The organism is Enterobacter sp. FB, from assembly GCF_000805795.1.
GTDB classification, from domain to species: domain Bacteria; phylum Pseudomonadota; class Gammaproteobacteria; order Enterobacterales; family Enterobacteriaceae; genus Enterobacter; species Enterobacter roggenkampii.
This window is the reverse complement of sequence record NZ_JSZC01000013.1, coordinates 1,264,634-1,290,099: the sequence shown is the minus strand read 5'-3', so window position 1 is coordinate 1,290,099 and position 25,466 is coordinate 1,264,634. Positions and strand designations below refer to the sequence as shown.

At 56.8% G+C, this 25,466-nt stretch carries 23 protein-coding genes; 7 read left to right on the top strand and 16 right to left on the bottom strand.

What is annotated here, in order from left to right:
• Genes paaG through PI91_RS26170 form a run of 8 tightly spaced genes read right to left on the bottom strand, consistent with a single transcriptional unit; the run spans nt 1 to nt 5,308 of the window.
• Nucleotides 1-789 carry a 2-(1,2-epoxy-1,2-dihydrophenyl)acetyl-CoA isomerase PaaG gene (gene paaG / locus PI91_RS13180; protein WP_032623001.1) on the bottom strand — a complete coding sequence of 263 codons (789 nt, stop codon included), beginning with the start codon at nt 787-789 and terminating at the stop codon, nt 1-3.
• Nucleotides 789-1,556: a 2,3-dehydroadipyl-CoA hydratase PaaF gene (gene paaF, locus PI91_RS13175; protein ID WP_039266326.1), complete on the bottom strand. Its 768-nt coding sequence runs from the start codon at nt 1,554-1,556 to the stop codon at nt 789-791. The genes paaG and paaF overlap by 1 nt, the downstream gene beginning before the upstream one ends.
• Complete coding sequence (gene paaE, locus PI91_RS13170; protein ID WP_039266324.1) at nt 1,553-2,623, bottom strand: 1,2-phenylacetyl-CoA epoxidase subunit PaaE; 1,071 nt, start codon at nt 2,621-2,623, stop codon at nt 1,553-1,555. The genes paaF and paaE overlap by 4 nt, the downstream gene beginning before the upstream one ends.
• A 7-nt stretch (nt 2,624-2,630) precedes the next feature.
• Nucleotides 2,631-3,128: a 1,2-phenylacetyl-CoA epoxidase subunit PaaD gene (gene paaD / locus PI91_RS13165; RefSeq protein WP_008502378.1), complete on the bottom strand. Its 498-nt coding sequence runs from the start codon at nt 3,126-3,128 to the stop codon at nt 2,631-2,633.
• An 11-nt stretch (nt 3,129-3,139) separates the two neighbouring features.
• Nucleotides 3,140-3,886 carry a 1,2-phenylacetyl-CoA epoxidase subunit PaaC gene (gene paaC, locus PI91_RS13160; protein ID WP_039266323.1) on the bottom strand — a complete coding sequence of 249 codons (747 nt, stop codon included), beginning with the start codon at nt 3,884-3,886 and terminating at the stop codon, nt 3,140-3,142.
• Between the two features lie 8 nt (nt 3,887-3,894).
• Entirely contained in the window at nt 3,895-4,182 is a 288-nt protein-coding gene (paaB, locus tag PI91_RS13155; protein WP_008502380.1) for a 1,2-phenylacetyl-CoA epoxidase subunit PaaB, read from the bottom strand.
• Between the two features lie 12 nt (nt 4,183-4,194).
• Nucleotides 4,195-5,124, bottom strand: a complete 930-nt coding sequence (gene paaA / locus PI91_RS13150; RefSeq protein ID WP_032651705.1) for a 1,2-phenylacetyl-CoA epoxidase subunit PaaA — start codon at nt 5,122-5,124, stop codon at nt 4,195-4,197.
• A gap of 10 nt (nt 5,125-5,134) precedes the next feature.
• The gene (locus PI91_RS26170) at nt 5,135-5,308 is read right to left on the bottom strand and encodes a hypothetical protein (RefSeq protein ID WP_162269499.1); all 174 of its coding nucleotides are present in this window, start codon (nt 5,306-5,308) and stop codon (nt 5,135-5,137) included.
• 101 nt (nt 5,309-5,409) lie between these two features.
• Between PI91_RS26170 and paaZ the strand changes: the two genes are divergently transcribed.
• The 3 genes from paaZ to PI91_RS13135 all read left to right on the top strand — a co-directional run bounded on the left by paaZ (nt 5,410) and on the right by PI91_RS13135 (nt 11,153).
• Nucleotides 5,410-7,449 (top strand): phenylacetic acid degradation bifunctional protein PaaZ, encoded by a 2,040-nt coding sequence (paaZ, locus tag PI91_RS13145; RefSeq protein WP_039266322.1) that lies wholly within the window; start codon nt 5,410-5,412, stop codon nt 7,447-7,449.
• A 205-nt stretch (nt 7,450-7,654) separates the two neighbouring features.
• On the top strand, nt 7,655-9,928 hold the full coding sequence (gene tynA, locus PI91_RS13140) for a primary-amine oxidase (RefSeq protein ID WP_039025619.1): 2,274 nt from the start codon (nt 7,655-7,657) through the stop codon (nt 9,926-9,928).
• Between the two features lie 118 nt (nt 9,929-10,046).
• Nucleotides 10,047-11,153, top strand: a complete 1,107-nt coding sequence (locus PI91_RS13135; protein WP_023344047.1) for a GGDEF domain-containing protein — start codon at nt 10,047-10,049, stop codon at nt 11,151-11,153.
• An 88-nt stretch (nt 11,154-11,241) separates the two neighbouring features.
• Here PI91_RS13135 and PI91_RS13130 read toward each other — a convergent pair whose 3' ends face one another.
• Complete coding sequence (locus PI91_RS13130; protein ID WP_032663599.1) at nt 11,242-12,741, bottom strand: aldehyde dehydrogenase family protein; 1,500 nt, start codon at nt 12,739-12,741, stop codon at nt 11,242-11,244.
• Nucleotides 12,742-12,982: 241 nt separating this feature from the next.
• Between PI91_RS13130 and feaR the strand changes: the two genes are divergently transcribed.
• Nucleotides 12,983-13,891: a transcriptional regulator FeaR gene (gene feaR / locus PI91_RS13125; RefSeq protein ID WP_039266916.1), complete on the top strand. Its 909-nt coding sequence runs from the start codon at nt 12,983-12,985 to the stop codon at nt 13,889-13,891.
• Here the strand turns inward: feaR and PI91_RS13120 are convergent, their stop codons facing one another.
• The 5 genes from PI91_RS13120 to PI91_RS13100 all read right to left on the bottom strand — a co-directional run bounded on the left by PI91_RS13120 (nt 13,892) and on the right by PI91_RS13100 (nt 18,340).
• Nucleotides 13,892-14,209 (bottom strand): YdbL family protein, encoded by a 318-nt coding sequence (locus tag PI91_RS13120; RefSeq protein WP_008502387.1) that lies wholly within the window; start codon nt 14,207-14,209, stop codon nt 13,892-13,894.
• Between the two features lie 7 nt (nt 14,210-14,216).
• On the bottom strand, nt 14,217-14,408 hold the full coding sequence (locus tag PI91_RS13115; protein ID WP_039266317.1) for a YnbE family lipoprotein: 192 nt from the start codon (nt 14,406-14,408) through the stop codon (nt 14,217-14,219).
• A 2-nt stretch (nt 14,409-14,410) separates the two neighbouring features.
• A complete protein-coding gene (locus PI91_RS13110) occupies nt 14,411-17,044 on the bottom strand; it encodes a YdbH family protein (protein ID WP_039266315.1) in 2,634 nt (877 codons plus the stop codon).
• 214 nt (nt 17,045-17,258) lie between these two features.
• The gene (locus PI91_RS13105) at nt 17,259-17,582 is read right to left on the bottom strand and encodes a hypothetical protein (protein ID WP_008502390.1); all 324 of its coding nucleotides are present in this window, start codon (nt 17,580-17,582) and stop codon (nt 17,259-17,261) included.
• A 2-nt stretch (nt 17,583-17,584) separates the two neighbouring features.
• Nucleotides 17,585-18,340 carry a DUF4225 domain-containing protein gene (locus PI91_RS13100; RefSeq protein WP_023327356.1) on the bottom strand — a complete coding sequence of 252 codons (756 nt, stop codon included), beginning with the start codon at nt 18,338-18,340 and terminating at the stop codon, nt 17,585-17,587.
• Nucleotides 18,341-18,704: 364 nt separating this feature from the next.
• On the opposite strand from PI91_RS13100, the gene PI91_RS13095 reads away from it, so the two are divergent.
• Nucleotides 18,705-19,694, top strand: coding sequence for a 2-hydroxyacid dehydrogenase (locus PI91_RS13095; protein WP_008502392.1), 990 nt, complete (start codon nt 18,705-18,707; stop codon nt 19,692-19,694).
• Nucleotides 19,695-19,714: 20 nt separating this feature from the next.
• Here the strand turns inward: PI91_RS13095 and PI91_RS13090 are convergent, their stop codons facing one another.
• Entirely contained in the window at nt 19,715-20,920 is a 1,206-nt protein-coding gene (locus tag PI91_RS13090; protein WP_039266314.1) for an MFS transporter, read from the bottom strand.
• Nucleotides 20,921-21,374: 454 nt separating this feature from the next.
• Here PI91_RS13090 and PI91_RS13080 point away from each other — a divergent pair, with 454 nt between their 5' ends.
• On the top strand, nt 21,375-22,046 hold the full coding sequence (locus tag PI91_RS13080; RefSeq protein ID WP_039266312.1) for an MgtC family protein: 672 nt from the start codon (nt 21,375-21,377) through the stop codon (nt 22,044-22,046).
• A 245-nt stretch (nt 22,047-22,291) separates the two neighbouring features.
• Nucleotides 22,292-22,726 carry a universal stress protein UspF gene (gene uspF, locus PI91_RS13075; RefSeq protein WP_023344035.1) on the top strand — a complete coding sequence of 145 codons (435 nt, stop codon included), beginning with the start codon at nt 22,292-22,294 and terminating at the stop codon, nt 22,724-22,726.
• Nucleotides 22,727-22,843: 117 nt separating this feature from the next.
• On the opposite strand, the gene PI91_RS13070 is transcribed toward uspF, so the two are convergent.
• A complete protein-coding gene (locus PI91_RS13070) occupies nt 22,844-25,426 on the bottom strand; it encodes an EAL domain-containing protein (RefSeq protein ID WP_039266915.1) in 2,583 nt (860 codons plus the stop codon).
• Nucleotides 25,427-25,466: the final 40 nt, after the last annotated feature.

Genomic DNA, 25,466 nt, shown 5'->3' with positions numbered 1-25,466 from the left:
TTATTTCCCCGTAAAGTTCGGCGCGCGCTTCGCCAGGAAGGCGCTGACGCCCTCGCGGTAGTCATCGCTGCGCCCGGCCAGGCGCTGATAGTCGCGCTCGAGATCGAGCTGGGCGTCCAGAGTGTTGGTTTCCGCGGCATTGATCGCCTGCTTGATCAGCCCCAGCCCGAAGGTCGGCTGCGACGCAAAATGCAGGGCCATCTGCTGCGCCGTAGCGGAGAGCTGTTCGTCATCCACCACCTGCCAGATCATCCCCCACGCCTGCGCCTGTTCAGCGCTGAGCTTGTCACCGAGCAAAGCCAGCCCCATGGCGCGGGCGCGTCCGGCCACGCGCGGCAGCAGCCAGGTGCCGCCGCAGTCCGGCACCAGACCGAGCTTGCTGAAGGCCATCACAAAGCTGGCGGAGCGCGCCGCAATCACCATGTCGCAGCCGAGCGCCAGCGTGGCGCCCGCGCCCGCCGCTACGCCGTTAACGGCACAGATGACCGGCTTTGGCAGCTTTGCCAGACGGCGCACCAGCGGGTTGTAGAAGGTTTCAACGGACATGCCCAGATCCGGCGCAGGGCCGTTGGGGTCGACGTTGCGGTCGTTCAGGTCCTGACCGGCACAGAAGCCGCGTCCTGCGCCGGTGAGCAGCAGGCAGCGAACGGTGTCGTCGCGCTCGGCCTGTTTCAGGCACTCGGCCAGCTGCTGGTGCATCACGTCGTTAAAGCTGTTCAGACGCTCCGGACGGTTCAGCGTAAGGGTCATCACGCCCTGTTCTACATGACTGAGAATAAATTCCACAATTAGCGTCCTTTAAAGTCGGGAGTGCGTTTTTGTAAGAAGGCGTCGATACCTTCCCGGCGGTCTTCGGTGGCAGAAAGCAGCGTAAACAGCTGGCGCTCCTGGGCCAGACCGGCCTGGAGCGGCACTTCCTGGGACTGGCGCAGCGCCTGTTTGGCCGCCTGCAGCGCCAGCGGCGAGTGGCGCGCCATCCGTGCAGCCTGCTTCAGGGCATACTCCAGCGTCAGCGCCGCCGGGAAAACATCGCTCACCAGCCCGGCGCTCAGCGCCTGCCCGGCGGAAATGCTCTCGCCGGTCAGCACCATTTTGCTGGCCAGGGATTTCCCGACGCTGCGGATAAGGCGCTGGGTGCCGCCCGCGCCGGGCATGATGCCGAGCGTGATTTCCGGCAGGCCGAAACGGGCGTTGTCACCGGCAATCACCACGTCGCACAGCAGCGCCAGCTCGCAGCCCGCCCCCAGCGCGAAGCCATTTACGGCGGCGATCAGCGGTTTAGGAAACGCGTTGATTCGCGCCCACAGCTGCGGGCGAACATCGTTCAGAGTGGCAGGCAGGTCTTTCTCCGCCATTTCGTTGAGATCGGCCCCGGCGGCAAAGCAGCGCTCGCTGCCGTAAATCACGCAGACGGCGATGTCGGCATCCACAGCGGCGGCCTCAAGCTGTTCCGCAAGCTGGGTCAACAGCGCGTTGTTGAGGGCGTTGCGCGCCGCCGGACGGTTCAGCGTCAGCTGCAGCACGCGGCCATGACGAGTAACAATCAGTTCGCTCATGCCATCCCCTTCGCGTCAAAGTCGACAATTACGTCCGCGGTTAACGGCAGCGACTGGCAGCTCAGCACATACCCGGCGGCCAGCTCGTCCGGCTCCAGGCTGTAGTTGGTCGCCATGTCCACCTTCCCGCGCAGCACTTTGCATTTACAGGTGGCGCAGACGCCGCCCTTGCAGGCATACGGCAGATCCGCTCCCTGACGCAGGGCGGCATCCAGAATGCTTTCGTCCTCCGCCGTCAGGGTGATTTCACGGTCGCGCCCGTCCTGGCGAACGGTCACTTTCTGTCCTTCTGCCTGCACGTGCGCCGCGCGCTTAACGGTGATTCCGGAGGTGTTAAAGCGCTCAAGGTGAATGGATTTGTCCGGCATCCCCAGCGCCTTCAGCGTGGCTTCCGCGTCGTCCATCATTGCAGACGGGCCGCAGATAAACGCCTCGTCATACTGGCGGAAGTTGATCAGGTTTTTCGCCAGCGCCTGCAGCTTTTCCCCGTCGATGCGGCCATAGAGCAGGTCGCTGTCCAGCCGCTCCTGGCTGAAGATGGAGAGCAGCTGCAGCCGCTGCGGGTATTTGTCCTTCAGGTCCGCCAGCGCCTGGCGGAACATCATGCTCTGGCTGCTGCGGTTGCCGTAGATCAGGGTGAAATGGCTGTTGGGTTCGGTCTCAAGCGTCGCGGAGATAATCGCCAGCATCGGGGTGATCCCGGAGCCTGCCGCAATTGCCAGATAGTGGCCTTCGCGTTCGGCCCGCGGCTGGTAGCCAAACTGCCCCTGAGGAACCATTACCTCCAGCGCCATGCCCGCTTTGATCTCATCCCGGGCATAGCGGGAAAAGCGCCCGCCCTCAATCGCTTTGACCGCCACGCTGATTTCGCCCGGGGCGGTACTCCGGCAGATGGAGTAGCAGCGGCGCAGCTCGTCCCCGCCAAGCGTCGTTTTTAACGTCAGGTGCTGGCCGGGACGGAAGCGGTAGGCCTCCTGCAGGGCCTGCGGCACCGCAAAGGTGATGGTCACCGCGTCGCGGGTTTCGGGTTCCACTTTTGCCACTGTTAATGAATGAAACGTTGTCATGGCAGCCTCAAATACATTTGAAATAGTCGAAGGGCTCACGGCAGGAATTGCAGCGGTAGAGCGCTTTGCAGGCCGTCGAGCCAAATTCACTGATAAGCGCGGTGTCGGTGCTGGCGCAGCGCGGACAGCTCACCTCCACCGGGGCGTGCGCGTGACAGCTATGCCCCACCGGCGGACTGATGCCGTACGCCCGCAGGCGCTCGCGCGCGTCGGGGGTCATCCAGTCGGTGGTCCATGCGGGTTCAAGCTGGAGCACAATGTGCACCGGAGTAAAGCCGTGCGCGGTCATCGCCTCGCGGATCGCCCCCAGCAGGTGTTCCGTCGCCGGGCAGCCCGAGTAGGTCGGCGTGAAGCCGATAACCCAGCCTTCACCCTGCGCCTTCACGCTGCGCACCATGCCTAAATCGGTGATGGTTAACACCGGCACTTCCGGATCGGGGATCTGGCTTAACAGCGCCCAGATCTGCGGGATTTGCGCAGGCGCGATGTCGACGAGGCGTTGCATAGCGTTCTCCTTTACCACTGCTGACCGGGGTACGCGCGCTGGAGATACTGCATTTCCGCCAGCATCGGGCCCAGATGTTCGGTATGCAGCCCCTGCTTGCCCCCGGTGCGGTACGCCACCTCGGCGGGCACCTGCAGGCAGGCTTCGTTCAGACCGGCATACACTTCGCTTTCCCACGGCTGGCGCAGGAGGCGCGGGTCAACCGCCACGCCGGACTCAATCAGCTCCCGCTCGACGTCATCGGCGTCAAACAGCTCCGCCGTAAAACGCCACAGGCTGTCGATGGCCTGCTGCATTTTTTGCGCAGACGTTTCTGTCCCGTCGCCCAGCCGCACCAGCCAGCCGCGGCTGAAGCGCAGGTGGTAGCGCGCCTCTTTAATCGCCTTGGCGGCAATGGCGGCAAGCTGGCCGTCGCGGCTTTGGGTCAGGCGTTCGTACAGCGCCACGTTCCAGGCATCCATCAGGTACTGGCGGGCAATGGTGTCGGCGAAGCTGCCGTTCGGCTGCTCCACCAGCAGGACGTTGCGGAACTGGCGCTCGTCGCGGCCAAACGCCAGCGTGTCCTCATCGCCCTGGCCTTCCCGCTCCGCGGCATAGGTCAGGAAATTACGCGCCTGGCCCAGCAGGTCGAGCCCGATATTGGCGAGCGCGAGGTCGATTTCCAGCTCCGGCGCGTGGCCGCACCAGGCGCCGAGACGCTGGGAGAGCACCAGACCGTTGTCGCCCAGACGCAGGGCATAGGCAGTCACTGAGTTCATTCTTTGCCTCACATATGCTCGATGCCGTCAGGGATCGTGTAGAACGTCGGGTGGCGGTAAACCTTGCTTTCCGCCGGGTCGAAGAACTCGCCGCGCTCTTCCGGCTGGGAGGCGACAATCTCGCTCGCCTTCACCACCCAGATAGAACACCCTTCGCTGCGGCGGGTATAGGCATCACGCGCATTTTCCAGCGCCATGCGATCGTCGGCGGCATGCAGACTGCCCACGTGACGGTGGGACAACCCCTGTTTGCTGCGTACGAACACTTCGTACAGCGGCCAGTAGACATTGCTCATGGTTATTTCCTCTTAAGCGGCCTGACGGGCGCGTTGTTTTTCGGCGTGCGCCAGCGCGGCTTCCCGCACCCACGCGCCCTCTTCCCAGGCTTTACGTTTCGCGGCCAGGCGTTCGTGGTTGCAGATGCCGCGCCCGTTAATGACCTCGTCAAACTCGTGCCAGTCAATCTCGCCGAAGCGATAATGACCGCGCTCTTCATCAAAATGCAGGTCGGGATCGGGCACCGTCATGCCCAGCATCTCCACCTGCGGCACCGTGTTGTCGACAAAGCGCTGGCGCAGCTCGTCGTTGCCAAAGCGTTTGATTTTCCAGGCCAGGCTGCGGGCGCTGTTCGGCGAATTGTCGTCGTTCGGCCCGAACATCATCAGCGCGGGCCACCAGAAGCGGTTGATGGCGTCCTGCAGCATCTGGCGCTGAGCCTCGCTGCCCTGCGCCAGCGCCATGCAGGCTTCAAAGCCCTGACGCTGGTGGAAGCTCTCTTCTTTACAGATTTTCACCATCGCGCGGGCATACGGACCGTAAGAAGTGCGGCACAGCGCCACCTGGTTGACGATGGCGGCGCCGTCCACCAGCCAGCCGATCACGCCGATATCGGCCCAGCTCAGGGTCGGATAGTTGAAGATGGAGGAGTATTTCATCTTGCCGTCGAGCATTTTCTGGTAGATGTCTTCCCGCGCGCAGCCCAGCGTTTCCGCCGCGCTGTAGAGGTAAAGCCCGTGTCCGGCTTCGTCCTGCACTTTCGCCAGCAGGATCGCCTTGCGGCGCAGCGTCGGGGCGCGGGCGATCCAGTTCCCTTCCGGCAGCATGCCGACAATTTCGGAGTGCGCATGCTGGCCAATCTGGCGGATCAACGTCTTACGGTAGGCGTCAGGCATCCAGTCCTGAGGCTCAATCGCCGTCTCCTGCGCTATGCGCTGCTCAAACCGTTGTTCTTGCGTCACGTCATCACCTTTATGATTCGTTAGTTTGCAAATTAAAGCGTAATGTTGAATCACTTTGTTTTTTAAAAGTTACACAAAGGTTAAATATAACCCCAAGAATTGTTTGCTTGTTTTGTGATGCTGCTCGCAAGGCTTTTGCTTCAAGCCTTGATAGGCGGGCCTTGGTATTCTGTGATTCATCCATCCAGATCACATCGTTAACAATTCATTAAAAACTCAGCTTGATTTTTATGATTCACGATCAAACTATTAATGGGTAAACCACGTAACATTTGGAGATAAGCGATGCAGCAGTTAGCCAGCTTCTTGTCCGGCGCCTGGCAGTCTGGCCGGGGCCGCGAACGCACTATTCATCACGCCATCAGTGGCGAAGCGCTGTGGAGCGTGACCAGCGAAGGGCTGGACATGGCGGCCGCCCGTCGCTATGCGATTGAGCGCGGCGGCGAAGCGCTTCACGCGATGACCTTTATCGAACGCGCAGCCATGCTGAAGGCGGTGGCAAAGCACCTGCTTAGCGAGAAAGAGACGTTTTATGCTCTGTCCGCCCAGACCGGGGCGACGAAAGCAGACAGCTGGGTCGATATCGAAGGCGGGATCGGCACCCTCTTCACTTACGCCAGCCTGGGCAGCCGCGAGCTGCCGGATGACACCGTGTGGCCGGAAGACGAGCCGATCCCGCTGTCAAAAGAAGGCGGCTTTGCCGCGCGTCACGTCCTGACCTCGAAGTCCGGCGTGGCGGTGCACATCAACGCCTTTAACTTCCCCTGCTGGGGAATGCTGGAAAAACTGGCCCCGACCTGGCTTGCGGGCATGCCCGCCATCATCAAACCTGCCACCGCTACCGCGCAGGTGACGCAGGCGATGGTGAAATCCATCGTCGACAGCGGGCTGGTGCCGGACGGTGCCATCAGCCTGATCTGCGGCGGCGCGGGCGATCTGCTCGACCAGCTCGACAGCCAGGACGTGGTCACCTTTACCGGCTCCGCCAGTACCGGGCAAAGCCTGCGCGTGCACCCGAATATTGTGGCGAATGCCATTCCGTTCACGATGGAAGCCGACTCCCTGAACTGCTGCGTGCTGGGGGAAGACGTCACGCCGGAGCAGCCGGAATTTGCCCTGTTCATTCGGGAAGTGGTGCGCGAGATGACCGCCAAAGCCGGGCAGAAATGTACGGCCATCCGCCGCATTATCGTCCCGCAGAGCCAGATTGACGCCGTGAGCCAGGCGCTGGTTGCCCGGCTGGAAAAGGTGGCGGTGGGCGACCCGGCGCAGGAAGGGGTAAAGATGGGCGCGCTGGTCAACGCCGAACAGCGCGCGGACGTGCAGGAGAAAGTGGATCACCTGATCGCCGCAGGCTGCCAGGTCCGTCTGGGCGGCAAAGCGGATTTGCAGGCCGCGGGCGCGTTCTTCCCGCCGACCCTGCTGTTCTGCCCGCAGCCGGATGAAACTCCGGCAGTGCACTCAACCGAAGCTTTTGGCCCGGTTGCGACGCTGATGCCGTATCGCAACGCACAGCACGCAATGCAGCTTGCCCGTGCGGGCGGCGGCAGCCTGGCGGGCACGCTGGTCACCGCAGACCTGGACATTGCCCGCCAGTTTATTCTCGGCGCGGCGCGCGCCCACGGGCGTATCCAGATCCTCAACGAGGAAGCCTCGAAAGAATCCACCGGCCACGGTTCCCCGCTGCCACAGCTAGTGCACGGCGGTCCCGGACGTGCGGGCGGCGGCGAAGAGCTGGGTGGCCTGCGCGCAGTGAAGCACTACCTGCAGCGCACCGCGATTCAGGGCAGTCCAACCATGCTGGCCGCCATCGGCAAGCAGTGGGTGCGTGGCGCAGCGGTGCAGGAAGATCGCGTGCATCCGTTCCGCAAATACTTTGAGGAGCTGCAGCCGGGCGACAGCCTGCTGACGCCGCGCCGCACCCTGACGGAAGCGGACATCGTGAATTTTGCCTGCCTGAGCGGCGACCACTTTTACGCCCATATGGACAAGATCGGCGCGGCAGAGTCGATCTTTGGCGAGCGCGTGGTGCACGGCTACTTCCTGATTTCCGCCGCGGCAGGGCTGTTCGTTGATGCGGGCGTTGGGCCTGTCATTGCCAACTACGGCATGGAAAACCTGCGCTTTATCGAGCCGGTTAAACCGGGCGATACCATTCAGGTGCGTCTGACCTGCAAGCGTAAAACGCTGAAGAAACAACGCAGTGCCGAGGAAAAACCAACCGGCGTGGTGGAATGGGCGGTTGAGATCTTCAACCAGCACCAGCAGGCCGTGGCGCTCTACTCCATCCTGACGCTGGTGGCGCGCCAGCAGGGGGATTTCTGACACCTTCCCTTCACCGCCTTTCCTGCCGGGTGGCGCGATGCTTACCCGGCCTACGACGACCAGCCGGGGTGTGACATCGCCCCGCTCTTTTTTTAACCTGGCAAGACTGGCAAATAATCTGGCAGATGCAGGCAAACGCTTTTCTCAGGCGCCTGTCAGGATAGGGCTGTCACAACACTATAAACACAACAAGATGAGGTCTACGATGGGAAGCAATTCTTCTTTTTCTGCCCGTAGAACGGCGCTGGCTATGGCCGTTGCGCTGTGTTGCGCCTGGCAATCCCCTGTTTTCGCCCACGGCAGCGAGGCGCATATGGTCCCGATGGACAAAACGCTGCAGGACTTTGGCGCCGACGTTCAGTGGGATGATTACGCACAGATGTTTACCATTGCGAAAGACGGCGCCTTTGTGAAGGTCAAACCGGGCGCTAAAACCGCCATCGTCAACGGGAAAACCCTCAAGCTCGAGGTGCCGGTGGTGATGAAAGGCAAGAAAGCCTTTATCTCTGACAGCTTCATCAATGATGTTTTCCAGTCCGGTCTTGACCAGACTTTCCAGGTTGAAAAACGCCCTCACCCGCTGAACGCGCTGACGGCGGACGAAATTAAGCAGGCCGTTGAGATTGTCAAAGCCTCAGCGGATTTTAAACCGAATACCCGCTTTACCCAGATTGCCCTTGCTGAGCCAGAGAAAGCCAAAGTGTGGGACTTTGTGCTTAACGGTACGGCTGTGGATGCCCCGCGTCAGGCAAAGATTGTGATGCTCGATGGGAAGCACGTTATCGAAAGCGTGGTGGATCTGAAGGATAAAAAAATCCTGCGCTGGGAGCCGGTGAAAGACGCGCACGGCATGGTGCTGCTGGATGATTTCACTGCGGTGCAGCAGATTGTTAACGAGAGCACGGAGTTTGCCGGGGTGCTTAAAAAACACGGCATCACCGACCCGAAAAAAGTGATTACCACGCCGCTGACCGTGGGCTATTTCGACGGCAAAGACGGCCTGAAGCAGGAAGATCGCCTGCTGAAGGTGGTGAGCTATCTGGACGTCGGCGACGGCAACTACTGGGCGCACCCGATTGAGAACCTGGTGGCCGTGGTCGATCTTGAGCAGAAAAAAATCCAGAAGATTGAGGAAGGCGCCGTTGTTCCGGTTCCGATGACGCCGCGCCCCTACGATGGCCGCGACCGTATAGAGACGCCGAAAAAACCGCTCGACATCATTGAGCCGGAAGGCAAGAACTACACCATTACCGGCGATATGGTGCACTGGCAGAACTGGGATTTCCACCTGAGCCTGGACTCCCGCGTCGGCCCGATGATTTCAACCGTCACATATAACGACAACGGCAAAAAACGCCAGATTATGTATCAGGGGTCGCTCGGCGGCATGATCGTTCCTTACGGCGATCCGGACGTGGGCTGGTACTTCAAGGCCTATCTTGATTCCGGCGACTACGGCATGGGCACCCTGACCTCGCCGCTGGTGCGCGGGAAAGACGTGCCGTCCAACGCGGTGATGCTCAACGAAACTATCCCGGACTACACCGGCGCGCCGATGGAGATCCCGCGCGCGATTGCGATTTTCGAACGCTACGCGGGGCCGGAATATAAGCATCAGGAGATGGGCCAGCCTAACGTCAGCACCGAGCGCCGCGAACTGGTGGTGCGCTGGGTGAGTACCGTGGGCAACTACGATTACATCTTCGACTGGGTGTTCCATGAAAATGGCACCATCGGCATTGATGCCGGCGCGACGGGTATCGAGGCGGTGAAAGGCGTGCAGGCGAAAACCATGCACGACGCCACCGCCAAAGACGATACAAAATACGGCACGCTGATCGACCACAACATCGTGGGCACCACGCACCAGCACATCTACAACTTCCGTCTTGATATGGACGTGGACGGCATCAACAACAAGCTGGTGGCGATGGATCCGGAAGTGAAGCCGAATACCGCCGGGGGCCCGCGCACCAGCACCATGCAGATTAATCAGTACGATATCGATACCGAACAGCAGGCGGCGCAGAAATTCGACCCGGGCACCATTCGACTGCTGAGCAACACAAGTAAAGAGAACCGCATGGGCAACCCGGTCTCGTACCAGATCATCCCTTACGCGGGCGGCACGCACCCGGTGGCGACCGGCGCGAAATTTGCCCCGGACGAGTGGATCTACCATCGCCTGAGCTTTATGGACAAACAGCTGTGGGTGACCCGCTACCACCCTGATGAGCTCTACCCGGAAGGGAAATTCCCGAACCGCTCCATCCACGACACGGGCCTTGGGCAGTACAGCAAGGATAACGAGTCGCTGAACGATCAGGATGACGTGGTCTGGATGACCACCGGCACCACCCACGTGGCGCGTGCGGAAGAGTGGCCGATCATGCCGACGGAATGGGTGCATACCCTGCTTAAACCGTGGAATTTCTTCGACGAGACGCCAACGCTCGGGAAGAAAAAAGACGAAAAATAACCATCCGCCGGGCAATTGCCCGGTTTTTTTTGCCCTGGCGTTTGAGGATCGTCCTGGCTTGCTTATAGTTACTGATATCTCACCTGCATGATTTATCCCCCGGACGGGAAAGGGCTTTATGGAAAAAAGAAAAAAACCGACGCTGGAACGGGCAACCTGGCCAACGCGCCAGGCCATGGTCATGCATGGACTGGCGATGAACCTCCCGTGGCTGGCCTTCGTCAATATCAGCTTCGCGGTGATGATTCTGCTGCGACACGTTCTGCTTAAGGCCAGCGATCCTCTTTATCCCCACTCGCCGCAGCTGACGAGAATCGTCGATGCCTCCATGCTCGGTATTATCATCCTCTCGGCTGCGCTGATCCTTATGGCCTGGCGGCGCATCGCCGGCATCAGCGTGGTGTTGTTTATCTGCAGCGCCATCTGGTCGGTCTCCTGCTTCTGGTTTATCACCCAGCTGCTGCTGCCGCACGTCTGGCCGCTGTGCGTTATTCTGTTACTCGCCGGTTTGACGGCGCTCTATTTTTACCCTGAAGGGCTGCTCGCCTTTGTGCTCCCGCTCTGGATCACCCTGCCGATAGCAAGCTGGATACGAAACGATGGTCTCAACCTTCACTTCGTTGTTATCTGGAGCGTCTTTACGCTGATTCTGATCTGCGGGCGTTTTATTCTGCTGAGCTGGTTTGACGAAGCCTGGCGACGTAACCAGCAGAATCAACTGCTGATTTCGCGGCTGGATGCGCTGGCGCATCAGGACCCGTTAACCAAAACCGCCAATCGACGGAAAATGGAGGTGGTGCTGGAGAACGCGGTTGAGCAGAAAAAGCCCTTCTCGTTGATTATGCTGGATATCGACTACTTCAAGCGCTACAACGACACCTACGGGCACCAGGCGGGTGACGACTGTCTGACGCGCGTGGCGCGCGTGCTTAAGCAGTCGGTGCGCACACCTGAGGATGTGGTGTCACGCTACGGCGGCGAAGAGTTTCTGGTGATTCTGTTTAATTGCCCGGAGAACATCGCTGAAAAGGTCGCCCTGCGTATCCAGGACGGCCTTCGCGCAGAGGCCATACCGCACGGCGCCTCGACGGTCAGCGACCATGTCACCGTGAGCATGGGGATTGCGGGGATGGCGGGGGGACTCGCGGGCACCGAGATTATCGCCCGCGCCGATGCGGCGCTGTATCGGGCGAAAGAGGCCGGGCGGGATCGGTGGTCGCTGTAGATAAAAGCCGGGTGGCGCTGCGCTTACCCAGCCTACGGTTCGAGTCGTTGTAGGCCGGGTAAGGCGTAGCCGCCACCCGGCTTGCTTTTTAATACCGCACGCACACCGACTTGGTTTCACACCAGCCGTCCAGCCAGTCCGGACCAAAGTCACGCCCTGTCCCGGACTGCTTCATCCCGCCGAACGGCAGGTTGGCGTCGATCAGCGTATGGCTGTTCACCCACACGGTGCCCGCCTGCAGCCTGTCGGTGTACTCCAGCGCCTTGCTGATATTCTGCGTCCAGACGCTGGCCGTCAGGCCATATTCGGTGTCATTTGCCAGCTGGAGCGCCTCTTCCCCGTCGGCGACGCGTACCAGGTTGACCACCGGACCGAATACTTCTTCGCGGGTGAGCCGCAGCGAGGCATCCGGGTTCACCACCAGCGTCGGCGACACGTAATAGCCTTTGCCCTCCGGACCACGGTTACCGACGATCAGCTCCGCGTTGCGCGACGTCGCCTCATCAAGGAAAGACTGCACCTTGTCGCAGTGCGCACGTGACACCAGTGGGTTGATAAACGCCTCCGGCGACATGCCCGGCCCGACGCTCAGGGATTTCACCGCCTGTTCGAACCCGCCGACCAGCGTGTCAAACAGCGGGGCCTCTATGTAGATACGCGAGCTGGCCGCGCACACCTGCCCCTGGTTCAGGAAGCTGCCGGTCATTAGGCCTTCGATCACCCACGCCGGGTCCGCATCCTTGAGTACAATTGCCGGGTTTTTCCCGCCCAGCTCGAGGGTCACGCCGGTGAGCGTGTCCGCCGCCGCGCGGGCAATTTGCTTACCCGTCGCCGTTGAGCCGGTAAAGCTCACCTTCGCAATATGCGGGTGCGAGGTCAGCGCTGCGCCACACACCGCGCCGCTGCCGGTCACCACGTTGAACACCCCGTCCGGGATGCCCGCTTCACTGGCGAGTTCCGCCACGCGCAGCAGGGTCAGCGGCGTGGTTTCCGACGGCTTAATGACGATAGAGCAGCCCGCGGCCAGCGCTGGCATCACTTTCCACATGCCAATCATCAGCGGGAAGTTCCAGGGCACAATTCCGGCCACCACGCCAACCGGCTCTTTACGCGTCCACGCCTGATAGCGTGCCCCCTGCGGTAGCGGGATGGAGAGATCGAGGGTTTTGCCCGCAATTTTGGTGGTCAGCCCGGCGGTATAGCGCATCCAGTTCAGGGTGCAGCCGACTTCAAAGGCACGGGAGATGTTGATGGACTTGCCCTGCTCCAGCGTTTCAAGCTGAGCCAGCTCCTCGCCGTGCTTTTCAACGAGATCGGCGAAATGGAGCAGGATCCGCTCGCGCTCCGCCGGGAGTTTTCCGGCCCAGGTACGGGCCACATAGGCGCGCCAGCCGGACATGACGGCACGATCAACGTCGTCGACGCTGGCGTCGGCAGTTGAGGCAATCACCTCGCCCGTGGCCGGGTTGTAGACATTAAGCCGCTTTTCACTGTCCGACGCGGCCTGACGCCCTTCAATCCACAGGCCATGCTGTCGGTCTAAAAATTGTTGCACGGCAGGCTGAATAGCCACCAGTGATTCAGACATAGGATACTCCTTCGTTATTCTTCGCAGGGTGTTCATCCAGTCTAAGAGGGGTTTTACATTCTCGCTTTTGTCTCTGTGACATTCGCTTTGCCACCTGTGACAGGCGCCGCAAATCGCGATAATTGCCGCTTATATCGCTGTTACCGGTGAGTGTTCTTTCCTATAGTCAGCCTCATAGCTCTGACAAAATGCAACACAAATGCAACAATGCGAAAACGTTGACGGTGCAGTGAGAGAAACGATGGCGTGTGCAAGCGAGCAGGAACAGTATCAGCAGTGGCTGGCGCAAATTAACCAGGTTTGCGGGCGTTTTAACGCGCAGCCCACCGGGGGCAGATTCTACGGCGAGCTGGAGACCAGCTATGCGCGCAGCCTGAAGCTCAGCACCGTCACCGCCGGTGGTGTCAACCTGTTCCGCTCCCGTGAGGAGATCAAACAGAGTAACGATGCCTGGTTCTATACCGTGTTTCAGCTCGAAGGCAGCGCGGAGATTGAGCAGGATGACCGTCGCGCGGTACTCAGAACCGGGGATATCACGCTGATTGACGCCTCACGCCCCTGCTCGATCAACTGGCAGGAAAAATCCCGCCAGATTTCGCTCCTGGTTCCCCGTCAGATTATTGAGCAGCAGTGCCGTTTTCAGGAGATAAGCTGCGCCACCGCTCTTTCCCGCACGCTGCCCACGGTGCAGCTGAGCCATCGCCTGTTGATGGAGAGCATGAGCAATGCCAGCCTGAGTGACCGGGAGAGTGAAGCGGCGCTCGAAGCGATGATCTGCCTGCTGCGCCCCGCTTTCCAGCAGCGCGAAATCATTCAGCCGCGTAAGGAGCGCCAGTTCCAGCATGTGGTGGCTCTGATTGACGACCATATTCAGTCTGAATCGCTGCGTCCGGAGTGGATTGCCGCCGAGAGCGGAATGTCCGTGCGCAGCCTCTATCGCATGTTTGCCGAGAAGGGGCTGGTGGTTGCGCAGTACATTAAAAACCGCCGCCTGGATCGCTACGCGGAGGTGCTGCGCGCAGCCGGTGATGACGAAAAGCTGGCGGGCATTGGCTACAGCTGGGGGTTCACCGACCATAGCCATTTTTCAACGGCGTTTAAGCAGCGCTTTGGCGTTTCGCCGGGTGAATACCGCAAGCGCTACCGCTAGCTATTTTTTCAGCCATTTTCCGTTAATGCCCTTCACATACTCGCCCGGCTGGGCGCGAGCAACCAGTTTTTGCCCTGCCATTTTGGCCACTTCATCGACCGGCAAATTATTGCTGTCAGCCAGCTTCTGGTAGCTTTCCGTGCGCGCCGCGTTGATGCGATTGACCAGCGCCAACGTTTCGGCATCCTGTTGAATCGGGGCCAGATAACCGCTGAGGGTTTCCCCCACGCGCCCCTGTGCCCGGGCATCGTTGAGGGTGAGCGTAGCCGCCTGCACGTTCATCCCCAGCGCCAGTAAAATCAGAGCTACTCGTTTCATGGCGTCCTCAGAACAGATCGCTGCGCGATTTCAGCAGGGTTTCAACGTCTTTATCGACCTTAATCTGGATCTCATGTTCGATTTTGACATTCATGTTGATGGTAATCGGCTCCTTTGGCGCAGCGACTTCAATGCGCGGCGTACAGCCGGACAGTAGCGCGGCAACGGCAACGGTGAGCGCACCAGCCATCTTTTTCATTGTTATTCCTCACTTTCCTTGCCAGTCGAACTGCGGAGACCGGGTATCGCCGCGTGTTGCTCAAACCAGGTTTGCAGGTTGTCTCCAAAACGCAGGCTGCGCCAGAGGGTAAAGACATTCTCGTCATGGGTATAGTTCAGGTTGACGGAGCTGCTTTTGCCATCGACCCGGCTGGTCCCCTTGATGGTCGCCTGCATGGTTAATTCACCCAGGTTATCTAAATTGATTCTCGTCCACGAACGCGAAATTTCCATATAGCGGAGCCAGTTAATCGCGGCGCCCGCGACCATATTGTCTTTCACGATGGCGTCGGCCGTATCTTTGTCGATGCGCAGCGTCATTGGCCCCGGGTTGGTCAGCCAGCCATCCTTAATGATCCATTTTTCATTGTCCAGCCAGAACGGCAGCGCCCCGCTGACCGGCCCCGACATGGCGAACTGTTTCGGATTGACGGCGCTAATCAGCTCGCTCGAGGAGATATTGTCCACCCGCAGCAGAGCCGGATCGTGCTGCGGCATTCGCAGCTGCTGCATGGTGATCTTCCCGCCGAGGGTTTCCACCTTCACGTTGGTGAGCAGCAGCGGATTGTCATCCGTCCAGGGATAATCGCCCTGTAAATCCGCGGTAATGTTGCGCGCGGTCACCAGGTTCACCACTTCACCGATGCGCAACGTGACCGGACCGCGCGTGCCCAGAGACCAGGTGCCCTCGCTGAAGCGGAACGGCAGCACAAAATCGACGCCGTTAATCTGGTTATCGGGCATCCAGGCGCTGCCGGATTTCAGCACCCCGTGCCCGCCCGCTTCAAAGCCCTGATCGGCCGCCGCCGAGAAGGCGACCTGCGCATAAAGCGCCCCGTCGCGCAGCGTCATTTTCCAGTCCGGCGGAATAAGCGGCTGGAATACGGTGAAAGACTGTTTCGGCCACCAGGCCTGCCCGCGAAGGCGCACGCCATCCCAGCGTCCGTTAACCTGTACCGGGCCGATGTTGTCCGCATGGAGGTCACCCTTAAACTGAAAAATCGTCGGGTCGGTGCCGTCGACGCTGAAGGTCAGGACCGAGGGCGGCAACACGCTGCCGCCGGAGAAACGGGTTTGCCCTGCGTTGAGCGACAACGCCCCACTGAAGGTTGGTTTTTCGGCATCGCGCAGCCATCGTACAGGCCGATCCAGCACCAGACGCGGCGTGCTGACCTCCATCGTGCCATACTGAAGCTTGTCAAAGCCGGTGGAGAGTGCCGTCAGCTCAATAAGGTTGTCGCGCCACTCGCCTTTCCCGGCGACATCCCAGCGGGCATGCATCGGCGTAAAGCCGCCTTTGCCCCAGTAGCGCCACTGCCACAGGCCGTTATCGGGTAAAAAGTCGTTGGCCTGACCGTCCAGGTGGAGTTCAAAATCGCCCATCTCGTTTTCATGGGCGCGCAGAATCGCCTGTAAACGACCGTCCACCCCCTTCCGGGTGAGCTTCACGCCCGCCAGCGGCCAGCGGATTTCATCGATATCGAGCGAGTCAATGATGCGCCCGCGCGAGCGAAGCAGCGCGCCCGGCTCAAAGGCGAGCTGCGGTTCATACAGGCTGCCGGTCAGTTTTGCCGGTAATTTGGCGTAAAGAATGAGATCGTTTTGCTTCGCCTCGCCGCTCAGGTGCAGGGGCATGTCGCTGTTTTCCATGCTGAGCCTGCCGGGCCCAATATTCAGTACCGCGTTGCCTTTACCCGCATCGCCTTGCGTCAAGACGTTCAGTCGTCCGGTCAGGGTGGCTTTCTCCAGCCCCTGCTGCCAGTTGTCGGCGCGAAGGGACACCCGCCCGCTCAGCGGCATACCCGAGAGATCCCAGTTCCAGCGCCCGTCGCTGATGTTGAGCTGTTGCGCCGTGATCTGCCACGGCAGGTCGAGAAGCGGATCGGGGTTGTCTCTCGCCATCACCACCAGCTGTCCCTGATTGTCTTCCCAGTCGAGATCGGCATCGACCAGAGACGTTAACTGTGGCACGTTAAAGGTCGCCACCGCGTGGCCTTTCACCGGCACGCCGTCCGGCACCAGCGGCAGGGTAAACTCGCCCACCAGCTTAATCGGCTGCGGCTGATCCGGAAGCTGAACATCGAACTGGCTGACCGAGAGCGTCTGACCGCGAAGCGTGCCTTTAATGCTGACCTGCTCGCCTTTATAGGCGATCTCCTGGCTGGACGGGGTTAGCGACGCCTGCAGCTCGCCCTGCCACTGCTGCCAGGGCGACAGCGTCAGACGGTGAATCGTGAGCCAGGTATTGGGTAACACTGCCTGCCATTGTGCCAGCGTTTTGGGGGCGACCGTTGAGGGCGCCGACTGGGGAATTTTGCTCAGGCAGACGGTGTTAAGATCCAGCGCGCCGATATCCAGCTTCCAGCGGCTGGGGTGTGACAGCGTCACGTTATCGATGCGGGCAATTTCGCAGTCTTCCACCAGATAGCGAAGATCGGGGATCACCAGCGCGTGGCGAGTCAGTTTCGGGCTTTCTTCGAACGCGATGCGCGTCCCGACGGGAAGCCAGATCCCGGCGAGCGTCGGCACCCACTGGGCGAGCGTCATCAGCAGCGTCAGCGGCAACAGTATGAACAGCAGTAAAAGCGCAAGAGCGGCTTTGTATTTACCCTTCATGGGCAGTTAATATCCTGATTTAGCGAAAGAATTAAGCCGGCAGTGCCGATCATTGTCGCATGTTTAGCGGTTGAGTTGAAGTTGACGCCAAGTTAAGAATAGATGCTGTAATAGTAAGCGGTAATTTTTTTGCTATGCGTAACCTAAAGAATATAGTTTCGGTTCAATTGGTTACGCATAAGTTCAAGAATAATCGCAGAGCAGATTTGCGACATTAATACCTATTCCGTGGCATTGCCAGCAGGTAAAGCATGGCGAATATCAATGACCCCCAATACACCGAGTCGTACCGCCAGGGATCAAAATCAATATGTAAAAAACCGCTAACAAACTCATAGCCGTTGGCAAAAACGTTAATTTGAATGGCTGCGATGGCTATCACAAATAGCGTATAGGCAATGAACAGAGGATATTTATGAAGCCTGTTGACCTTGAGTTTCCCGAGGTACAACAAGAAAAAAACGACAATAGATACAATAAAATAGCATACGGCAGGTAGAATCGGTGGGGTTAATGACAACTCGAATTGTTCCGACATAATTAATTCTCTTTAGCTATCTGGTACATCTGCCAACCTGTGACGCTTCCACTGGTTAAATCCAGAGCCATCGCTGTTTTAGAAGCCTCTTGCCATCCTCTGATATAATCAGATTCAATGTTGCGAAACAGACTCCAGGATTTTTCTCGGGGAGCCAGTACTCTCCTGCCCGCGCCATAGGCTGATAAAGAGATATCAACTACTCCATAGACAATATCAGCTTCATTATTCCCATAGCCGAGTTTCGCTGCTACGTAACGATAAGCATCTCTTAGCGTGCCAGACCGATCTTCACGATAAAGAAGATAGTATCCATTTTCATACATGTTGTTTAGCCCATGAGTAATCATAGGTGCACCATACGCAGCACAGGCCAGACCCAGCGAACCGACGCATAAACTAGCGCCCCCATACACTTGCGCCCCACCGGCAACGAAACCGATCTGTTTAAGCGCTAAAGTCGTCGTTGTTGTTCGGTTTTTTTCAACAACAATAAATAACTTAGCTTTATTGAAGGTGAGTAAATCATCCTGTTCCTTAAGATGATGTATCTGTTCATCAAGTAATTGAATCCCGCCTGACCAGGTCAAGCAATGCGACTCGATCTCCCTTCTCAGGTGAGCAACAAGTTGTTGAGTTTCAAAAAACATACCAGCGGTACCATAAAGCAAATGCTTTGTGGCAATTCGCTGCGCAAGATTTTCAATCTCTAAGACTTTCTCTTCGAAATGACTTTTATCCCGATTATGGTTGTACATTCGGTCTCCCTGTCATTTTAAAATGATAGTAATAATACTACCTTCGATGTTAGGACATTCAAAGAGCTACGTCATTTTAACAGCTAAAGGTAGTCACATTTTCAAGCATTGGGAAACCACTTACCCAAACATACGCACTTGTTGTGACTTTAGTCTCCCCCATAGCCCCCTTAGAGTAAAACAAGCAGACATGTCGCTGGTGTCAGTCCCGCTTAAGAAATCGGTGGATATGAATATCATGGAGTTAGGGTGCACATATGCTCTAGAATAATTGATAGAACTTATTGAATTCAATAATATTTTAGAAATTGTAAGATAATTTTAATCATGCTAACGTGAATGCAAAATCACTGGAGAAAGTCTTATGAAACTCGCGGTATACAGCACAAAGCAGTACGACAAAAAGTATCTGCAACATGTTAACGAGGCTTACGGGTTTGAGCTTGAATTTTTCGACTTTCTGCTGTCCGAAAAAACCGCCAAAACGGCGCACGGCTGTGAAGGCGTCTGCATTTTCGTAAACGATGACGGCAGTCGCCCGGTGCTGGAAGAGTTGAAAAAACAGGGGGTGAAGTACATCGCCCTGCGCTGTGCGGGCTTCAACAATGTGGACCTCGACGCGGCAAAAGAGCTGGGTCTGAAGGTGGTGCGCGTTCCGGCGTACTCCCCGGAAGCGGTGGCTGAACATGCGATTGGCATGATGATGTCCCTCAACCGTCGTATTCACCGCGCTTATCAGCGCACCCGTGACGCCAACTTCTCGCTGGAAGGGCTGACCGGCTTTACCATGTACGGCAAAACCGCTGGCGTAATCGGCACCGGTAAAATTGGCGTGGCTGCCCTGCGCATTCTGAAAGGCTTTGGCATGCGTCTGCTGGCATTCGATCCGTACCCAAGCGCCGCAGCGCTGGATCTGGGCGTGGAGTACGTCGACCTGCCGACCCTGTTCTCGCAGTCCGACGTGATTTCCCTGCACTGTCCGCTGACGCCGGAAAACTATCACCTGCTTAACCAGGCGGCGTTTGACCAGATGAAGGATGGCGTGATGATCATCAACACCAGCCGCGGCGGACTGGTTGATTCTCAGGCTGCTATCGAAGCCCTGAAGACCCAGAAGATTGGCGCGCTGGGGATGGACGTGTATGAGAACGAACGCGATCTGTTCTTTGAAGACAAGTCTAATGACGTCATCCAGGACGACGTGTTCCGTCGCCTCTCTGCCTGCCATAACGTGCTGTTTACCGGTCACCAGGCGTTTCTGACGGCCGAAGCGCTGATCAGCATTTCTGAAACCACGCTGGGGAACCTGCAGCAGCTGGAAAAGGGCGAAGCGTGCCCTAACGAGCTGGCTTAAGTGCTACGCCGGGTGGGCGGCTAAGCCTCACCCGGCGCGTTTGTTTCCCAGCTCCGGTGCGCAACGCGCCACCAGAGCAGGACGGCAGCCAGCGCAATCGCGCTCAGGACACTGAATGCCGTCGCAAACGAGTAATGACCGGCGATCGTCCCGGTTAATGCCGGACTCATGGATGCCCCTACTCCCTGCATCAACATCACCACGCTCTGCCCGGCATTGACGTGCCCGCTTCCGCGCAGCAGCACCACAATAAACGACGGTACGACGACACCCAGGATCCCGGCGGCCAGGCCGTCGAGAATTTGTACCGGGATCATCATTAACGGCGCATCCGTGGATGCCGCCAGCGCCGCACGCACCGGCATAACCAGCAGCGCCAGCATAATCAAGCGCCAGTAGCCATAGTGTTCGATCCGGCGCGAGGCCCAGATGGCGACAGGGATCATCACGGCCTGAGAAATGATGACGGTACCTGCCGCATACAAACCGGGGTTGATCGCGGCAGGTGCCGCGGCAACCCTCATGCTCAGCATCGGCAGCAGCGCGGCGTTCGCCAGGTGGAACAGCAACAGCGTTAGCCCGGTCACAAACAGCGCCCGGTTTTTCATCAGCACCGCAAAACCGGGGACCGGCAGGCTCGCTGAAGAGGACAGCCCGCGCGCCGCGTCGTTATCGATATCGCTGTTGCGAATGGCAAGCAGCGCACACAGCGTTAGCAGCGTGGTGCTGGTCATCAGCAGGAAAATCCCGCCCACGCCCCAGTACCACGCAATGCCGCCCGCAATGAGCGCGGTGACAAAGTTGCCGCCGTGATTGAACGCTTCGTTTCTGCCCATCTGCGCGCTGAACCCGCTCTGCCCGGTCAACCCCAGCGTAATCCCGGCGATTAACGGCCCGACAAAGGCCGCACAGATACCGGTGACGACTTGCGACACGGCGACAACGCCGCTCTGCTGGCTAAACCAGAGCAGAAGCGTGCTGAGCGTGATCAGAATGCACAGAAGCGCGAGCACAGCGCGCTTGTTGCGGGAGGTGTCGGTGATGAACCCCGCTGGCAGCGTGGCCAATAAGCCCGCCAGCCCGCCGGCCGTCATCAGGATGCCGATATCATCAGGGGTCCAGTGGCGTTCGGTCAGGAAAATACCGAGGAAAGGCCCCAGACCGTCACGAACATCAGCAATGAAAAAACTTGTCAGGCATAACGCCCGCAGCGAACGAAGAGACATACTTCCTGCCTTGCCTGTTATTGCCTGAAATAAGCAAAATGCAGTATACCGGGTATTTTTGAAAATCAGATGACGTCTGAAAAATATTCCCTGCAAACTTAAACAATACATCAAGGGCGCTGTTTTTTTACTTTACTCATTATTGCGTCTGCTTATACTGGCAAAAATTTTCACAGGAGTCCTTCGTTGGAAAGCCATTTTATCGTTGATACGAAGGTAAGCTGACGCGATTTTCTCGCTGCTTACCTTAACGGTGGGCAGCAATCCTCTTGACGTGATTGCATCCCAATACATTAAGAACGGCCAAATTTGTGGGGCATCGCGATGTTCATGTTTAATCATTCACTCTTTCCGCCGCCCTCGCGCTGACATGCTTTGCGTTTTAACGGCGTCATACTGTGCTTTGTGAAGCGCTGACGCTTATCGTGTAACCATGTTAACAGGCGACAGGCTGATGTTCCCTTATATCTCTCATCTGCTCGCAGCGATGCTGCTGGGCGCAATTATTGGCGCGGAAAGACAGTGGCGCCAGCGTATGGCCGGGCTTCGCACCAATGCTCTGGTTGCAACGGGTGCGGCCGTGTTTATTTTAAGTTCCCTCTCGACGTCACCCGATAGCCCGGGACGTATTGCAGCGCAGATTGTCTCCGGAATAGGTTTTCTTGGCGCTGGCGTTATTATGCGTGAGGGAATGAATATTCGCGGTCTTAATACCGCCGCGACGCTGTGGTGTTCGGCCGGAATTGGCGTGCTATGTGGATTAGGTCAATTCTGGAATGCCGGTATGGCCAGCGTGATTATTCTGTGCGCCAACATCCTGCTTCGCGAAGCTGCGCAGCGGATTAATCAACTGCCCGCGCTCCATGAAGGCGATAAATGCTATGTCCTGAAAATCACCTGTGATGACGAGCATGAAGATGCGGTGCGGCAGAGTGTGGTCAACATGGCGAAAGAGTTGACGTTGAGTCTGAAAGCCATTTATTGCGATACGGCGCAAGCAGAAGGAAAAACTGAAATACGGGCCGAGGTAATGACCCGTGAGGAATACCGGAAATTACTCGAGCTAATTATGGATAATATTGGCGGGAATAAAATTATGGCTTCCGTAAGCTGCCACGCAATATGAACACGATACCGGGCATTGCGTCCGGTTGAGGCTTTGCCGTTTTGCAGAAAACGGACCGTGACGCGAAGAGATTCATCCCCGGATGTCCCTGTTCGTTGTCACGCCACGTTGGCAAGATCACGGACAGGTTCGACTGTACGCCTATCACATAACCAAAATTTGTCTCCGTTATGACACCCTGCTCTCTGTTTTGCTGAAATTAACGATCTACCCTGAATTGTGCAAAAAACACTCAGGAGGGACACATGTACAACTCAATTTTGGTTCCCATTGACATTTCCGAGGATAGCCTGACGCACATGGTTATCCCGTTCGTTCAGGCACACACCGCACTTAACACGGCCAAGGTCCACTTTCTTACTGTCATTCCATCGCTTCCCTATTATTCATCGTTAGGTTTGGCCTACTCCGTGGAAATGCCGAAGATGAAAGAATTCCAGCACGCTGCTTTAGCGAAACTGGATGAGATTGTTAAGCAATTCAAAATTCCTGCAGATAAGATACAGACTCATGCCGTGACGGGATCGCCTAAGGATCAAATCCTTAAGCTCGCTGACACAATCGACGCCGACCTGATCATCATTGCCTCTCATAAGCCGGACATCTCGACCTATCTGTTGGGTTCGAACGCTGCGGCAGTGGTGCGGCATGCGAAATGTCCTGTGCTGGTCGTTAGATAGATCGCGCTTGCGCCTCTGTATACGGTCAGATAGCAGATGACAAAAAACCGGGCGAGAAGCCCGGTTTTTCATTTTCGCTTCCCGGCGTAAAGCGTGTGAAGCTGATGGAAGCACACTTTAAAGATCTATTCTGTTTGCGTTTAAATTTAATTCCGTAATGGAAGCCGGTTTTCCAAGCAAGTAGCCCTGAACTTCATCACATCTATTTTTTTTAAGAAAAGAGAGCTGTTCGGTGGTCTCCACCCCTTCTGCAGTGACCGCCATTGAATAGGCCTTACCCAGATCGATAATTTTTTCTACGACTGATTGGTTCTGCGGCGAATCGGCCAGGGTAAAAATAAAACTCTTGTCGAGCTTGAGTCCATCAAACTGAAACTTCCGGAGATAGCTCAGAGAGGCATAGCCGGTACCGAAATCGTCAATCAAAATACGGACGCCCATTTTTTTGAGAGCCTTCATGGTCTGCAAGGTCTTTTCAGGATCGGAAAGCGTGACATTTTCCGTCACTTCTATTTCCAGTCGGTCAGGTTCTAGCCCTGTTTCGTGCAGGATCTCTTTTATCCTTTCAGCAAGATCGCTTGCCTGGAATTCGATAGCGGAAATATTTACGGATACCGATAGCCCCGGCAATTTATCTTTCGTCTCCGCACACGCTTTGCGTATGACCCAGTTGCTGAGGTTAATAATCAGACCTGTTTCTTCAGCCAGCGGGATGAACTGATCGGGCATCATCGTCCCTCGGTGCGGGTGCTGCCAACGTACCAGCGCTTCGACGGCCTCTATCTTAGAATATCGGAGGTTATAACGGGGCTGGTACACCAGATAGAGTTGTTCTTCGCGAATCGCGGTTTTCAGTTCGAGTTCCAGTTTTCTCCGTTCAGTTAACTTTTCCGACATATCCGGGCGATAATAGACCCATCGGTTTCTGCCGGATTGCTTAGCCTGGTAAAGCGCAATATCGGCATAGCGTAAAAGATCGTTTGCGCTGCTGCTATCCAGGGGAGCCAGCGCAATCCCCATGCTTACGCCTATTGCGACATCATTACCCTCAATGGAGAAAGGACGGTTGAGTTCCTGTACGATGCGGTGACACACCTCATCAATCTGGTCTTTTTGGCTGGTATTGCCGAGAAGAAGCATAAATTCATCCCCTCCCTGCCGTGCGACAAAATCACCTCGACGAACGCAATTTTTAAGACGTAGAGCGACCTCGCCAAGCAGCGCATCCCCCGTGGAGTGCCCAAAAATATCATTGACGGGTTTAAACTTGTCTAAATCGAGGCAAATCATGGCAAAGGGATAATGGTTAAGGTCTTCTTTAGCCAACTGGCCTGCCAGAAATTCCTTAATATGATAGCGGTTCGGCAGACCGGTTAATTCATCATGACGTGACAGGAACTCCACCCGTTTAGTTGCTTCAACTTCCAGAGAAACGTCGGTTGCCGCGCCTCGCAAGACCACCGTTCCATCAGGCTGAGCAGAAAGCTTTGCCAGAAGCGTGCAATAGGCCGTAGATTGTTGCGCATGAATATAAGGACAGTTCTTAAATTCAAAGCGTTCAGTTAATTCCCTGAGCCTCACACAGTTTTGTAATAATCCGCGTGACGCAGGAAAGAGTTCATCCAGCCTGCGGCCTATCCATTTGCTATTTTCATATCCCGTTACTGTAGAAAAACGACCTGAAAGCCAGGTTATCTTTAACGATAAATCTGTTTCCCAGAACCAGTCGCTGGTTGTTTCACTGACGTCCCGGAATCGTTTTTCACTGGTGATAAGATTCAACCGCGCCTGCTCGAGGAGAAAGGTATTTTCGTCAAGCATTCTTGCCTTCTGCATAATATGGCGCATGAGAATAACCGTCATCGATACCGTCAGAATAACTGAAAGAATGAGTAATGGTAAAAAATAAATAATCAACGCCTGGCCGGGATTTTCACCGTCCCAGATGATTTGCACATCACCATTCTGGGTGCTTAAGGTTAATTCTGTTTGATTGTTTATTTGAGAAGTGACTGCATCAGGTGACGTACGAACATTTTTAATACCGGCATCCTGCCCAATCGCGAGGAGTTTTTTAGCCGTTAACTTGTCTACAAACACCATTACTGACGGTTTCCCCGGCAAGGGTTGCACGCTCGCGTCATCGCCCGTTGTTATCCATTCAGCAGAAACAATGGCTGGAACGGAATCGATAAGCGTGAGCATAGAAACCGGCAATCCATTGTTAACGCTCACCTCACGGAGTAATCGCTCCTTGGTTGATTTATCTAACCAGCGCCCGAGATCCTGAAGCTTCAGTTTCCCGTCAAGCACGCTGTATCGCGTGGTTCCTTCCGGGGAGAGAATAAACACCCCTTCGTAGCCAAAGTTGTCATACAGGGACTTACCCAGGTTCTGCTTTTCCCATGCCCAGTGAACGTCAGTGTTCAAATGAAGATGTTTGTAGGCATCTCCCCATTCAGCATTATCTTTCAAGTGACTTCGCATGCTTTCCTGGCGGGAATCCAGGGCTTTCCTTAACAAAAATTCATCGTGCTTATCGCTGATTTTATTAACATTATTTTTTATTAATAGCAGGGAAATTATTGCCGCAATGAAAATACTTATCAACAATGTCACTATATAGGTAAAGGTTTTATTTATCAGCCCCTTAGAAGGCTCGGCATCCGTAAAACCGGGATTGTTCAGAGGTAGGGTCATCATTCGCCTTCTTATACTGCTAATACGTCAATTTTTATGC